Here is a 12,778-nt window from a genome sequence, read left to right on the forward strand (position 1 = left end):
GTGGTTGGCGATATTGTTCGGGTTGCGCTTTGATTTTGGTTTAAAATGTCATACACCTTTACTTTGGCCGTCATCTTTTTATCAAAGAAACTATATGACAAACTCGTATTCCATAAATAGAAATCTTTTTTGAAGCCATCGGCTATATTAGAATTATAGGTATATCCGAAATCATTTCCAAAAACCCAATTCTTAGGCCAGTAATTAGTGGTTTGAATATTAAATCGATGCAACACATTTGTAGCGGAATTCACTAAATAATTCGCATATTTTGTGTCATTATACGTAAAACTATACGACGGGTTTATAGTCAATAATTCTCCGTATTCATAAGTGAAATTAGCACGCGGAGTCAGTCGCAATGATTTCGCCTCGAATAATTCTGCATTCGTGAACCCTTTTGATAAACCTAAGTTGGCATTTAATCCAAAACCAAATTTAAAAATGTGCGCTTCTCTTTTTATGGTTTTATTCCAATTCCCACCAAGCCAAGAGGAATAGGTTCCTGAAATATTTTCATAAGAAGTCGTTCGCTTTCCATTGGAATTATATAATGTGGATGAAACCACTTGGTTATCATAAAAATTCCCACCAAAATACATACTGTAACCCGATTTGGTAGCCGTATTAAAATCTCTAAAACTCAAATATCCGGTGTGACTTTTATTGGGATCTAAGTTTGGATTTCCAATGTAAGTATTCAACGGATTGGATAAATTTTCTACCGGTAAAATTTGGCTCGCCGAAGGAAAATCAACTTGGTAATAATAATTCATCCAAATGGATTTTGACTTTCCTAATTTGTAATTTACATAAGCATTCGCAAAAGGTAACATAAACGTTTTATTCAAGTCTGTTACATTACTCAAATACAATGAATGGTTCTCGAATTTCGTAATCGACGTTCCCGCATCTAAATTAAAACTGAATTTTTTCTTTTCGATACTAAATCCTGACCTTGGTGTAACGGTTTGGGTTGTAGTGGTCAAATAATTTGATAAAATGTCATTCTCGACGGAATACGATTGGGATATTGCATCAAAATCATAGGTGTTTCTGTCTTCTGATAATTTTTTCCATCTATACTCCACGCCAATTTTTACTTTCAGGGAATCTTTTAAAGGCTCCGTATATTCGATTTCTGTAGCATATATATCTTTTAAATTTCGATTTTTTCTGATTTGGTCTCGCACATCATCGGGATCGCCACTTTCATGAAATACAGTCGTTGATTTGTTTAAGGCATTTGAATCTTCTTTTGAGTTTTCGTTATCAAATGAAACATTTAAAAATCGTCCTTTCCTTTTGAATGATTTATTAAAATTAATCGAATTGGTGAAGCTATTGTTCTCAGTTTCATCAAAAGTTTCCGATGTACTTTCATTCAATAATTGATCGTTTTCATCTTTAGAGGACTCGAAAGAATTATTATCATATTTAATGTTTGATTTAACGAATTTTGGAGCAACGACAATTGTAGTGGTTGAATCTATTTTGTATTCAAATTCGAAATTAAAATTATGTCCTAAACGTTCTTCTTTAGTTTTTGCATTGGATTCTGTCGCAAAATCACCCGTTGGTAAAAAATTGACTTGCTTGGTTCTGTTTACATTATCAGAATTGGAATTGGTAAAGAAATAACTTCCGTTAGTTTCTAATTTTTCACCCCATTCGTCACCATAATTTACGCCAAGCATATTCGATTGCGTAATTCCTTTACCTCCGCCAAAACGCATACTTCCAATTCCATAACTTCCATCGCTATTGCTAAAATAGGATGTATTCCTACCGCCTCCCATATTATCAAAAACTTCATCCATCGAAAAACCGGTCGAATTGATATTATTGGAAGATGCCAAAACACTTATTTTTCTTTTATTCTTGAAATAATTAATTAATGCACTGCTTTCATAACGATCTTCGGTGCCATAACCTCCCATAAATTTTCCGAAAAAACCTTTGTTTTTATCTTCATCAATCGTCAGATTTATACTGGCATTATTAGAACTTGATGCTTGTCCGGACAATTCTTCTTTTTTAGTTTTGGTATCCGATATCTGAACTTTATTAATGATATCCGAAGGTAAACTTTGAAGCGCAATCTTGCCGTCTTTGTCAAAAAAAGGTTTCCCATTTACTAAAATCTGATTCACTTCTTTACCATTAACCGTGATTTTTCCATCGGCAGCAACTTCAACACCTGGCAATTGTTTCAGTAACGTTTCCACATTTGAATCAGGGCGTACTTTAAATGATGACGCATTAAACTCTAAAGTGTCTTTCTTTATTCGTATTGGCGGTGCTTCACTTTTGACAACCACCTCGCCTAAAACAGTTACATTTTCTAATAAATGTAAAATACCAAAATCTTTGCTTTCTGAAATTCCCTCAATTTCTTGTTTAAAGGTCTGATACCCCATATAAGAAATTTTTAAAAATACGGGTTTGGTAATTTTCCTGATATCCATTTTAAAAAAACCGTTTTTATCAGAGATTGTGTAATCGATTACTGTAGAATCCTTAACAGACGAAAGATAAACGGTGACTGCCTCTAAAGGGACTTGGGTATTTTTGTCAAGAATTTTACCTTTAATAGTAATGTTGTTTTGTGCAAAAGAAGAAAAACTTAAAAATAAAAGAAACAGAAAGGAATAGAATTTTGGCATAAAAAAAATTTCTCGGTTAATATAAGGATATATAAACTGCGAAATAAGTCATTTAGTATTCAGGGACATAATTTCTTACAAAATTTTTAACAAATTATTTTATTTATGTAATATTCACAAGGTGTTCTAAATACTAAAAATTATATTTATTGTTTTTTATTAATTGATTATCAATGCGTTAACAAATTTTTACAATTATTAAACGTAAATTTAATAGAAAAAAGCCATGAAAAATTTTGCAATTAAACTCGTGTGGTTTACCACGCTGTTTGTTTTTATTTTTGCTGGTTTATGTCTAACTAATATGTCTTTACCAGTACTGATGAGTTTGTTTATCATAGGACATTTTTTAATACTATTTATGGTTTACAAGGTTCTGACCGATAAATATGAAACCTTAAAAACGTTTAAAGATTGGTATGAAGACCATCCTATGAAAACTTTAGAGGAAGAGAATTAGTGACGCTTTTCATTATAATAAATGGAAACCCACTAAACTATAGAAGTGTTTATGGTTTTAAAAGAAAAAAGTCCCGATTTCTCGGGACTTTAAAATTTATTTTTCTCTAATATAAATATCAATTGGAACTCCTGAGAAATCCCAATGTTCTCTGATTTTATTTTCTAAGAAACGTTTATAAGCTTCTTTTACATATTGTGGCAAATTGGCAAAAAACACAAACTGAGGCGTTGGTGTTGGCAATTGCATGCAATATTTAATTTTTACATATTTCCCTTTCAATGCTGGTGGCGGATAACCTTCGATCACTTTCAGCATATAATCGTTGAATTTTGATGTCGGTATTCTTTGTTTTCTATTTTCATAAACCTGAACCGTGGCTTCCAAAGCTTTCAACAAACGTTGTTTGGTTAAAGCCGAAACAAAAAGAATAGGCACATCGGTAAATGGCATTAATTCTTCTCTGATTTTAGCTTCATAATCACGGGTTGACATCGTTTCTTTTTCGACTAAATCCCATTTGTTCACTAAGATTACCACTCCTTTTCGGTTTTTTTCAGCCAGCCAGAATATACTTTGGTCCTGACCTTCAAATCCACGGGTGGCATCAATAATCAAGATACAAATATCGGCGTGCTCAATGGCACGAACGGAACGCATTACGGAGTAAAACTCTAAATCTTCCTTCACTTTTGCTTTACGACGGATTCCCGCAGTATCGACTAAGTTGAATTCGAATCCAAAACGGTCAAATTTCGTATCGATAGAATCACGGGTAGTTCCCGCAATATCAGTGACAATATATCGGTCTTTACCAATTAAAGCATTGATAAAGCTTGATTTTCCAGCATTTGGTCTTCCCACAACGGCAAAACGAGGCAATTCTATTTCTTCCTGCGTTGGTTCTGGTTTCACTGGGAAAGCATCAATCAATGCATCCAATAAATCTCCTGTTCCGCTTCCTGAAATACTCGCAAAAGTGTAATATTCTCCTAAACCAAGGTTATAGAACTCAATGGCATCTTTCTCACGCATGGAGTTGTCCACCTTATTTACAGCCAGTAAAACCGGTTTCGTTACCTTACGCAATAGTCTTGCAACAGCATCATCCATTGGGGTAATTCCTTCCTCTACATCAACTACAAATATGATAACATCTGCCTCATCGATGGCTAATTCTACTTGTTTACGAATTTCTGCTTCAAAAACGTCATCCGAACCACGAACGTATCCTCCAGTATCAATCACAGAAAATTCCTTTCCGTTCCATTCGCTTTTTCCGTAGTTTCTATCACGGGTCACGCCCGAAACAGAATCTACAATAGCTTCTCTTCGTTGGATTAATCGATTAAAAAGTGTCGATTTCCCTACGTTTGGTCTTCCTACAATGGCAACAATGTTATTCATAATGCTTCTTTCAAATATTTTGCAAAGGTAGTGTTTAATAATTCAATATCCATTTTTTTACTATATTAGCTGAACTATACCCTTTTAAAAACCAAAAATTAATAGCTATGGACGCAAATAATGAAGCAAGACTGCTTTTACGTTTTTATAAAGATGTGGAAGAAAATATAGATACTGTTCTTCAAAAATTTGAAGATTACAAAAAAAATAATTTAAATGACTGCTTATTAAAGATTAAACACAATCATATCTGGCTTGATATTTCCGATTCAAAGAAAGAATATTGGTCGCCCCATTTACATTTAGAATTAGAAGAGAAAAGCGAGAACGAAACGCATATTCGGGGATTATTTGGCCCTGAACCTACATTATGGACCTTTTTCATGTTTCTGCACTTTATAATCGCAGGTGTTTTTGTAATCTTTACCGGCATCGCCTATTCTAACCATGTGTTGAAATCACCGATACAGATGAATCTTGTTGTGATGGGTCTGATGGTTATCATTTGGTTTTTATTGTATTTTATTGCCAAACAAATTCGGTTTAGAGGTCACGAACAAATGAATGATTTGGAGAAGGTCTTTTTAGAAATTATAGCGGCTTAATTTTTTGGACCCATTCTATAATTTCATTAAATATTAAAATTAGTGCTTTATCGGTTTTTTGCGTGAAGGATAGCAGTGGAAATCCTTTTATAAACAACAAAGTCCTTTGCTAAAAGGACTTTGTTGTTTATAAAAGATTGTAACGGATAGCCTGACCCTTTTCGGGTCACGCCCAAATATTATTGGTTATACCCAAAACGTTTTAACATATTGGCATTACTTCTCCAGTTTTTATTGACTTTCACCACCAATTCAATGTGAATTTGTTTTCCGAAAAACTTCTCTAAATCGGCACGAGCCTCTACGCCTACTTTCTTCAAAGCGGCGCCTTTATGTCCGATGATGATTCCTTTTTGGGTTTCACGCTCTACCATGATTAGGGAACGAATTCGGATGATGGCTTCATCTTCAAAAAATTCTTCGGTTACGATTTCTACTGCGTATGGGATTTCTTTGCTGTAATTCAACAAAATTTTCTCACGAATGGTTTCATTTACAAAGAAACGCTCCGGTTTATCCGTCAATTGATCTTTTGGATAATACGCTGGCGATTCCGGCAATAATTGAATGATTCTTCCAAAAACTTCCGGCACATTAAAATTCTGCAAAGCTGAAATAGGAAAAATCTCCGCATTCGGAACTTTCGCAGCCCAAAAAGCCACTTGTTCTTCTAATTGCAATTGGTTTGAAGTATCGATTTTGTTCAATAGTAACAAAACCGGAATTTTAGCATGAATGATTTTATTAAAAAAGGCTTCATCTTTCAAATCCTGCTCACCAATCTCAACCATATAAATTAAAATGTCCGCATCTTCGAAAGCCGATTTAACGAAATTCATCATCGATTCCTGCATTTCGTAGGCGGGTTTGATGATTCCTGGCGTATCTGACAAAATCATTTGGAAGTCTTCCCCGTTCACAATTCCAAGAATTCTGTGACGGGTTGTTTGTGCTTTAGACGTAATAATGGATAATCTTTCTCCTACGAAAGCGTTCATTAACGTTGATTTCCCAACGTTTGGATTTCCGATGATGTTTACAAAACCTGCTTTATGTGACATTTTAAATATAATTTATGCTGCAAAGGTAGTCATATCAAGTCAATAGATAAAATAAAACATTTTTTAATCGTTTTTGTTGCAAGTATCAAATTTGATTGTACCTTTGCACTCGAAACATCGCGGGATAGAGCAGTAGGCAGCTCGTCGGGCTCATAACCCGAAGGTCACAGGTTCGAGTCCTGTTCCCGCTACTAAGTAGCTTTATTGAGATTACAAACCGTACATCGCGGGATAGAGCAGTAGGCAGCTCGTCGGGCTCATAACCCGAAGGTCACAGGTTCGAGTCCTGTTCCCGCTACTAAGAAAGACCCATCACATTTTTGTTGATGGGTTTTTTGTTTTTTATCTTCGTAAATCCTTTTAAAACAATCGGTTAGCGACGAACTGGAATCGCACTTGCTTATCAAGTCTGGACATCTTTGGAAGTTTCTTTATGGTCGGCTTTGATTTTTTGCCGGTTCCTCCTGATATGTACCTTGGGCTATGCCGCTCTTTCGCTCTATTTTATAGGTTGTTGTTTTCTACAAAAGAAATAGCTGGTTTATATGAATCCTTTGCCGAACTAAATTTTTCCTGAATCTCTTTAATTGTTGCATTTTTAGCGTACTCAAGTATATCCTGCACAGCATCTGACGACATCCCGTCTTTCACTGCTTGCAATACCATATTTCTTAATTTTTCATTTTTTCCTAGTACGATTATTCCAACGACCACTAAGGCTGCGGATCCGATTAAAATTGAATTTTTCATCTTGTTTATTTTTAGAAGTTATTGTGAATCTATTTTTAATAATATTAGATACTATCAGCTAAAGAACGGCGCCTTTTCTAGGGCACGTGGGTTTGAAGGCAGTATTTTTTTTATAAAATTACAAAGACTTAGGATAATGAGATTTATATTATTTCTGTAAATATTTATATAATTCCCATATAAAGTAAATCCTTTGCACCACGAACTGGAAGCGCACTACTTATTAAATTGGGATGTCCTGGGAAGTTCCTTTATCGTTTGCCTTGATTATTTGCCGGATCCTATCAATAGGTATCTGGGACTGCGCCGCCCGTTCGCGCGCTATTTTTTCGGAAGTTCCTATTCGGGTTTCCGCCAGAGTTAATAAAGGATTTTTTCGTTCTTCGAACATCCGAAAGACAACCCACATTGTCTCTTCTATTTTTTCTGTCTGTGCAGCCAGAAGCGCCTCAGAGGTATAGGCGTGTCTGGTATGGCAGCGATAGCGAAGCGGAACGTCATTGTCTATCTTCCATTGAACACCGCCGCAACCGGGACAGTTATAAGAAACATGTTCACCAAGGGCATTTACCGAGAGTAAATCGCTGAACGCTCTTTTTGCGATGTTGGATTCAAGGATTACGTCTTGCAATTTGTTTCGCAAATTTAGCTATAGTTATATTGGTTTTGTTAATTAAATATACATAAGTGTGAATTTTACAACTATTTATAATAATTGTGTATAAAATAGATTTTACTAATTTTTAAATTTGTTTTTCAATTAATAACACAATTAATTTATAAAATAAAAAGTTATGAAAACGACAAAAGATCAGCCGGCAAAAACGGGTATGGCAGCCAAAAAAACGACAGTAACAGCAGCTAAGAAAAAAACCGCTGAGCCAAAAAAAGGCGTTGTAAAAGCAAAACCTGATGCAGCGAAAGACTTAAGAGATTTTTTCGAAGACGGATTAAAAGACATTTACTGGGCAGAAAAAGCACTAACAAAAGCACTGCCTAAAATGACCAAAAACGCAACGGCTTCACAATTAATTCATGCATTCGAGCATCATTTGAAAGAAACCGAAGAACACGTCACTCGTTTGGAAAAAGTATTTGAATCTTTGGGTATTAAAGCGGTTGGTAAGAAATGTGATGCAATGGCAGGGCTACTGAATGAGGCTGAAGGAATAATTGCAGAAACTAAAGTTGGGGATGTCCGCGATGCAGCGATAATTGCCGCAGCGCAAAAAATAGAGCATTATGAGATAGCCACTTATGGGACTTTGCGTGTTTATGCAGTTACCCTTGGTGAAACAAAAGCCGCCTTGCTTCTTGCTAAAACACTTGAAGAAGAGAAACATGCTGACGTAAAGTTAACGGAAATCGCTATGTCACATATCAATGTTGATGCTGCGCACGAAGGTCATAAATAAATAAAAGTTCTCATCACGGATTATATCGTGATAAAAGCGCCCGGATCAAAGATTAGGGCGCTTGTGTTTTTAGTTTTTTTTTGAATTCTTATCTTCGTCAGTGCAATTAAAATGTTTGGAGACGTCTTCTTTCTCAAGTGCAAGCTGTTAACAATTCCGCCTTCCTTTTCATAAACGTAATTCTTATTTTTATGTCTGCTAAAAATATACATATCGGTTGTTCCTCCTTCTACAACGCCAAATGGAAAAATGTCTTTTATCCCGAAAATATTCCCTCGTCCAAATGGTTTGAATTTTATTGCACGCATTTCAACACCTTTGAAATAAACGCTACATTTTATAAGTTCCCTACATTGTAAATCCTGGAAAATTGGTTAACGAAAAGCTCTGATGGTTTTATCTATTCCGTTAAAGCGCCAAAACTGATAACTCATATCAAGAAGTTCGTCGACTGCAAAAAGGAAATCGATGAATTCTATTCGCTCTGCAAACAAGGACTCAACGATAAACTAGGCTGCATCTTATTCCAACTCTCTCTTGCCTATAGGATTTTCAGAAAAGATATTCCTGTTACAATCGCTAACGGAATATCCGCCATGATTTACGCAATTATTCTCTTCCTGAAATGCGCTTCGGAAAAACAACTTAATGATTTAAACATAAAAACATGAATGTGTGCAGATGTCGCTTTAAAATGTATGAATTTTGTAAATATTTTACATTATTATATAATAACTAATATCTTATAAATCAATAATTTTACGTTTCAATTTTAAGCAAGAACAATATCGGCGATTAATAATCATTGTCAGTTTTACTATACCAATTTTAAGAATGAATATTTTGAAATAATCAAATAACATCAAAATTTATAAAATGAAAAAAATAATAATACAATTGTTATTTTTAATACTGCCTTTTTTATGTACTGCACAAGAATACATAGACATATTTTCAATAAATTATGGAAAATCGCAAAAAACAACTTTTGAAAACTCATCTGTTACTACCAGCATATCTACATTTCAAACAAATCTTATTTTGCCAATTGTTTTAAATGAAAAATATACTGCTATCACTTGGGTAAATTTCAGCAGTTACAGCTTACAATTATTTCCTGACTCCAATAACAACCATTTATATTCAACAAATTTAAGAGCCGGTCTAAAAATAAATCATTCTGAACACTGGAGTGGAATATACCTTTTTATGCCAAAAGTTGCCTCCGATTATATCAATCTGAGTAGTGAGGATATTTATCTGGGCGGAACGGCTTTATTGAAATATAAAAGAAACGAAAGATTTAGTTATAGTCTTGGACTTTACGGCAGTAGTGAAGCTTATGGTATATCCATGACTCCAATTATTGGTTTCTACTATCATAGTCCTGATAAACGTTTCGAGATGAATTTCTTATTGCCAAATGATGCTGATATCAATTATAGTTTAACTGATAAAACAAAAATAGGTGTTGATTTTCTGGGTCATGGAAATAGTTATAAACTGACAACAGATAACATTCGTTCTACTTATATCGAGAATAATTCGATAGATTTTTCTTCTTACGTACAACGAAGCGTGTTAGACAAAAAAATTCTTTTACGTCTAAAATTAGGATATTCTTTAAATGAGTTTAGAGCCTATCCAATAGACCAAAAGCTTGATTTACAAATTCTAGTGTTAAAATTTGGTGATAACCGCACCCTGCTATTAGAGGACAAATCAAACACTTTCCTTTTAAAGTTGGAAGCCATTTATCGCTTTGATTTGAGCACCGTTAAAAAGTAAGCAGTTTTTTTAAATCTTTTTGTCGGTATTTTGCTCCCTATTAAAACAAAGTTTAATTAATTAAACTTTAACGGCGATATAGCAGTTAATACAAAAATCTGCAAATCAAATAATTTACACAACCTTTATATTAACGGCGATAATCATTGCCAACTACTAAACTTTTAGATTCCTTTTACCGTGGTTCCTACTGCCAAAACAAGGAAACCAACAAGCAGTAGCGTGAAACTATGTTCTGTTAAAAACTGAACTTGTGCAAAATGTCCAATAATTCCAAGTATCCCACAAATCAATCCAATAATCCAGGTAATATTCTTTGGTGCTGAAGGGTTCATATATTTAATTTTAAATGATGGCTAAAAATAATTTGTTATGTACAAGTAAACCTAGCAATATATTTGAAGAAATGCAATACAATTCTTGATAATATTTCCATAATTCACCTATTTTTAGCAAACAAGTTTCACGAACGTCGCTAAAAGAAAGCAGACAATCAAAAAAAACTCCCGTCACGAAGCACACTAATCTCTATCCTCAACAAAGGGATGGACAGCGTAAAACCGGAAAAGAACCGTTTACTAACAGCTTTGTGATTCAATTTTTAAATGAAGCAGCAGATACGTTTTACTGGTTGGTCGACAGCCTCTGGAAAGCCAAATTCTGGCATCCGTCATTCAAAAGTTCGGTGATTCCTTTTTTGGCAATCTAGGATTTTAAAAAAGATTTTCTCTTAAATACGATGAAATACAGGAAGACACGAGCTGCGCTCAAAACAAATCCAGACGTTGAATTTGTTGGAGCAAAAAAAGATCTATTACGTCAAAACATCATATGCTTATTAATGAAATGAGGCGAATTATTTTGAATCGATATTACAAAAAATCATAACAGCAGAATTTTTAAGTAGATTTATATGTATATATTTGAAAGCCATAAGTTTGAGGTTTGTCAGACCTACAAACAAGTTAGCAGTCATTGTAGCCGAACGACACAAATAGCATAGGTGTTTAACAATTTAAATTTAACTAACCGAAAAAAGATGAATACAACAGAACAAACGCCAGAACAACAGAAACAATCAAAGTTCAGCATCAAAAGCATTTTTGTTCCTGACTACGAGCACTACGAAGGTGTTCGCAGAATCAATATTTATGTGATGAGGCTGTTCTTCGCCTTAATGTTTGTATTTGTCGCCACAGATTCCTGGACAGTTATTCTTACACATGAAGGCGCATGGGATCCCACAAGGGCTGTGGCTTGGTGCACTTGGGCTGCCTATTCAACACTTGCTATTTTAGGTGTATTCCATACGCTTCGAATGTTACCTATAATGCTTTTTATGATTTTTTACAAAGGTCTTTGGCTTATTGTTGTAGCTTATCCTTTATGGTCGGCAGGTACGCTCGAAGGTTCACCAGCCGAAGGAATGGCTTATATGTTCACAGGCATTATTATACCGATAATTTTCATGCCTTGGAAATATGTATTTAAAAAATACATATTAATAGAGACGAAAAAGAAATGATTAATATTGTTTACTAAATAAAAACACTTCTCCTTTATCACTAATCTTTGTTCCAAATTTTGTAGATAAATGCTGCATGCGTTGCATACACCATTTGTAATCTTCGTCAGTTGCAAGATTTACCTGAGAACCTGAAATCAAAACAGGAATGAGCATTACATTTTCAATTCGCTGTTTGGAGACTTCAACCTTAAAAAAAAATGAATGGTCATTTTTTAAAATCGGGTCTATTGCATAATCATCCACAAAATCTCCCGTATCATAAAGAATCAATTTATGATTGTAAACTTCTATGCCTTGGAAATTATGGGCACTATGACCATGAATAATATCCGCCCCTTGTTCTATCATTGCATGTGCAAAGTCAATGAAATGTTTTTTTGGTTCCTCCCTCATATTAGGTCCCCAATGAATACTAACTATTAAAATATCTGTTTCTTTCCTTAATTTCGCTATATCCGCTAAGGCCTTATTACAGTCATCCTCTTTGGAAATATCAATATAATTGATTCCGCTGGTGGATGTGCCTGCTTTCCATCCGGGTTCATTATCTGTAAAACCCAGCATCCCTATACTATTATTTTTTTTAGTTACAATAACCGGCTTTTCGGCTTCTTTTTTATTCATTCCTGCGCCGGTATGTTTTATACCTGCCTTATTTAGGGTTTGAATGGTTTCAATTAAACCTTCTTCGGAAAAATCAAGTATGTGATTATTGGCAAGGTTGGCGATAGTTATCGAGGCTTCTGTGAGAGTTTTAATTTTATCCGGAGTTGCTTTAAAATTAAATGTCTTGAAAACCTTTTTATTACTGTGAGTCAATGCTGTTTCCAAATTTATGATATTGATGTCTGTATTTTTCAATAATGGCAACACATTTCCCCAAGGATAAATATACCCGTTATTCGTGATTGTTGTATTGACACCCCTTCCTATCATTACATCCCCAACGAAACCAATGGTAATGGTTTTGTCACTCATAATTACTTGGTTATTATATCTCCGTATAAGATTAAAATTGCATATCTATTTTTCTATTAAATAATTACAAAGCCACTCACACACAAAGATAAATAAAATTAAACAGCTTAAATACAGGTA

At 34.4% G+C, this 12,778-nt stretch carries 14 protein-coding genes, 2 tRNA genes and 1 pseudogene; 9 read left to right on the plus strand and 8 right to left on the minus strand.

Annotated elements, in window-relative coordinates; genetic code table 11:
* Window positions 1-2,666, minus strand: a 2,666-nt coding sequence (locus VI621_RS02480) for an outer membrane beta-barrel protein (protein ID WP_324216815.1), incomplete at its 3' end; no start/stop codon positions are given.
* A gap of 304 nt (window positions 2,667-2,970) precedes the next feature.
* On the opposite strand from VI621_RS02480, the gene VI621_RS02485 reads away from it, so the two are divergent.
* Window positions 2,971-3,126, plus strand: coding sequence for a hypothetical protein (locus VI621_RS02485; RefSeq protein WP_324216816.1), 156 nt, complete (start codon window positions 2,971-2,973; stop codon window positions 3,124-3,126).
* Between the two features lie 96 nt (window positions 3,127-3,222).
* On the opposite strand, the gene der is transcribed toward VI621_RS02485, so the two are convergent.
* Window positions 3,223-4,533, minus strand: a complete 1,311-nt coding sequence (gene der / locus VI621_RS02490; protein WP_324216817.1) for a ribosome biogenesis GTPase Der — start codon at window positions 4,531-4,533, stop codon at window positions 3,223-3,225.
* 107 nt (window positions 4,534-4,640) lie between these two features.
* Here der and VI621_RS02495 point away from each other — a divergent pair, with 107 nt between their 5' ends.
* Entirely contained in the window at window positions 4,641-5,138 is a 498-nt protein-coding gene (locus VI621_RS02495) for a hypothetical protein (RefSeq protein WP_324216818.1), read from the plus strand.
* A 179-nt stretch (window positions 5,139-5,317) separates the two neighbouring features.
* Here the strand turns inward: VI621_RS02495 and era are convergent, their stop codons facing one another.
* Window positions 5,318-6,199: a GTPase Era gene (gene era, locus VI621_RS02500; protein ID WP_324216819.1), complete on the minus strand. Its 882-nt coding sequence runs from the start codon at window positions 6,197-6,199 to the stop codon at window positions 5,318-5,320.
* A gap of 118 nt (window positions 6,200-6,317) precedes the next feature.
* Here era and VI621_RS02505 point away from each other — a divergent pair.
* Together VI621_RS02505 and VI621_RS02510 are read left to right on the plus strand one after the other, a co-directional pair.
* A tRNA-Met gene (locus tag VI621_RS02505) sits at window positions 6,318-6,390 on the plus strand.
* A 34-nt stretch (window positions 6,391-6,424) separates the two neighbouring features.
* A tRNA-Met gene (locus VI621_RS02510) sits at window positions 6,425-6,497 on the plus strand.
* Between the two features lie 206 nt (window positions 6,498-6,703).
* Here VI621_RS02510 and VI621_RS02515 read toward each other — a convergent pair.
* Both VI621_RS02515 and VI621_RS02520 read right to left on the minus strand, forming a co-directional pair.
* On the minus strand, window positions 6,704-6,949 hold the full coding sequence (locus tag VI621_RS02515) for a hypothetical protein (protein WP_324216820.1): 246 nt from the start codon (window positions 6,947-6,949) through the stop codon (window positions 6,704-6,706).
* A gap of 223 nt (window positions 6,950-7,172) precedes the next feature.
* A complete protein-coding gene (locus tag VI621_RS02520; RefSeq protein ID WP_324216821.1) occupies window positions 7,173-7,580 on the minus strand; it encodes a hypothetical protein in 408 nt (135 codons plus the stop codon).
* A gap of 163 nt (window positions 7,581-7,743) precedes the next feature.
* On the opposite strand from VI621_RS02520, the gene VI621_RS02525 reads away from it, so the two are divergent.
* Window positions 7,744-8,364, plus strand: coding sequence for a ferritin-like domain-containing protein (locus VI621_RS02525; RefSeq protein WP_324216822.1), 621 nt, complete (start codon window positions 7,744-7,746; stop codon window positions 8,362-8,364).
* Between the two features lie 20 nt (window positions 8,365-8,384).
* Here VI621_RS02525 and VI621_RS02530 read toward each other — a convergent pair whose 3' ends face one another.
* Entirely contained in the window at window positions 8,385-8,672 is a 288-nt protein-coding gene (locus tag VI621_RS02530; protein WP_324216858.1) for a hypothetical protein, read from the minus strand.
* Here VI621_RS02530 and VI621_RS02535 point away from each other — a divergent pair.
* A pseudogene (locus VI621_RS02535) lies at window positions 8,556-9,035 on the plus strand (DUF72 domain-containing protein). The gene VI621_RS02530 and the pseudogene VI621_RS02535 overlap by 117 nt on opposite strands.
* A 205-nt stretch (window positions 9,036-9,240) precedes the next feature.
* Window positions 9,241-10,152, plus strand: a complete 912-nt coding sequence (locus tag VI621_RS02540; protein WP_324216823.1) for a DUF6268 family outer membrane beta-barrel protein — start codon at window positions 9,241-9,243, stop codon at window positions 10,150-10,152.
* A gap of 164 nt (window positions 10,153-10,316) precedes the next feature.
* Here the strand turns inward: VI621_RS02540 and VI621_RS02545 are convergent, their stop codons facing one another.
* Window positions 10,317-10,487, minus strand: coding sequence for a hypothetical protein (locus VI621_RS02545; RefSeq protein ID WP_324216824.1), 171 nt, complete (start codon window positions 10,485-10,487; stop codon window positions 10,317-10,319).
* Window positions 10,488-10,741: 254 nt separating this feature from the next.
* Between VI621_RS02545 and VI621_RS14795 the strand changes: the two genes are divergently transcribed.
* Both VI621_RS14795 and VI621_RS02550 read left to right on the plus strand, forming a co-directional pair.
* A complete protein-coding gene (locus tag VI621_RS14795) occupies window positions 10,742-10,861 on the plus strand; it encodes a DUF6943 family protein (protein WP_414655480.1) in 120 nt (39 codons plus the stop codon).
* A 447-nt stretch (window positions 10,862-11,308) separates the two neighbouring features.
* Complete coding sequence (locus VI621_RS02550) at window positions 11,309-11,677, plus strand: hypothetical protein (RefSeq protein WP_324216825.1); 369 nt, start codon at window positions 11,309-11,311, stop codon at window positions 11,675-11,677.
* On the opposite strand, the gene VI621_RS02555 is transcribed toward VI621_RS02550, so the two are convergent.
* A complete protein-coding gene (locus tag VI621_RS02555) occupies window positions 11,678-12,658 on the minus strand; it encodes a CapA family protein (protein WP_324216826.1) in 981 nt (326 codons plus the stop codon).
* Window positions 12,659-12,778: the final 120 nt, after the last annotated feature.

The sequence above is a fragment of the Flavobacterium sp. genome (assembly GCF_035292545.1).
Classification (GTDB): Bacteria; Bacteroidota; Bacteroidia; order Flavobacteriales; family Flavobacteriaceae; genus Flavobacterium.

Bases quoted from the DNA above. Each gene is read 5' to 3' on its own strand.
- VI621_RS02515 (WP_324216820.1), bottom strand. From the start codon at position 6,949: ATGAAAAATTCAATTTTAATCGGATCCGCAGCCTTAGTGGTCGTTGGA.
- der (WP_324216817.1), bottom strand. From the start codon at position 4,533: ATGAATAACATTGTTGCCATTGTAGGAAGACCAAACGTAGGGAAATCG.
- VI621_RS02555 (WP_324216826.1), bottom strand. From the start codon at position 12,658: ATGAGTGACAAAACCATTACCATTGGTTTCGTTGGGGATGTAATGATA.
- VI621_RS02530 (WP_324216858.1), bottom strand. From the start codon at position 8,672: ATGCGTGCAATAAAATTCAAACCATTTGGACGAGGGAATATTTTCGGG.
- era (WP_324216819.1), bottom strand. From the start codon at position 6,199: ATGTCACATAAAGCAGGTTTTGTAAACATCATCGGAAATCCAAACGTT.
- VI621_RS02485 (WP_324216816.1), top strand. From the start codon at position 2,971: ATGTCTTTACCAGTACTGATGAGTTTGTTTATCATAGGACATTTTTTA.
- VI621_RS02545 (WP_324216824.1), bottom strand. From the start codon at position 10,487: ATGAACCCTTCAGCACCAAAGAATATTACCTGGATTATTGGATTGATT.
- VI621_RS02495 (WP_324216818.1), top strand. From the start codon at position 4,641: ATGGACGCAAATAATGAAGCAAGACTGCTTTTACGTTTTTATAAAGAT.
- VI621_RS02550 (WP_324216825.1), top strand. From the start codon at position 11,309: ATGAGGCTGTTCTTCGCCTTAATGTTTGTATTTGTCGCCACAGATTCC.
- VI621_RS02525 (WP_324216822.1), top strand. From the start codon at position 7,744: ATGAAAACGACAAAAGATCAGCCGGCAAAAACGGGTATGGCAGCCAAA.
- VI621_RS02540 (WP_324216823.1), top strand. From the start codon at position 9,241: ATGAAAAAAATAATAATACAATTGTTATTTTTAATACTGCCTTTTTTA.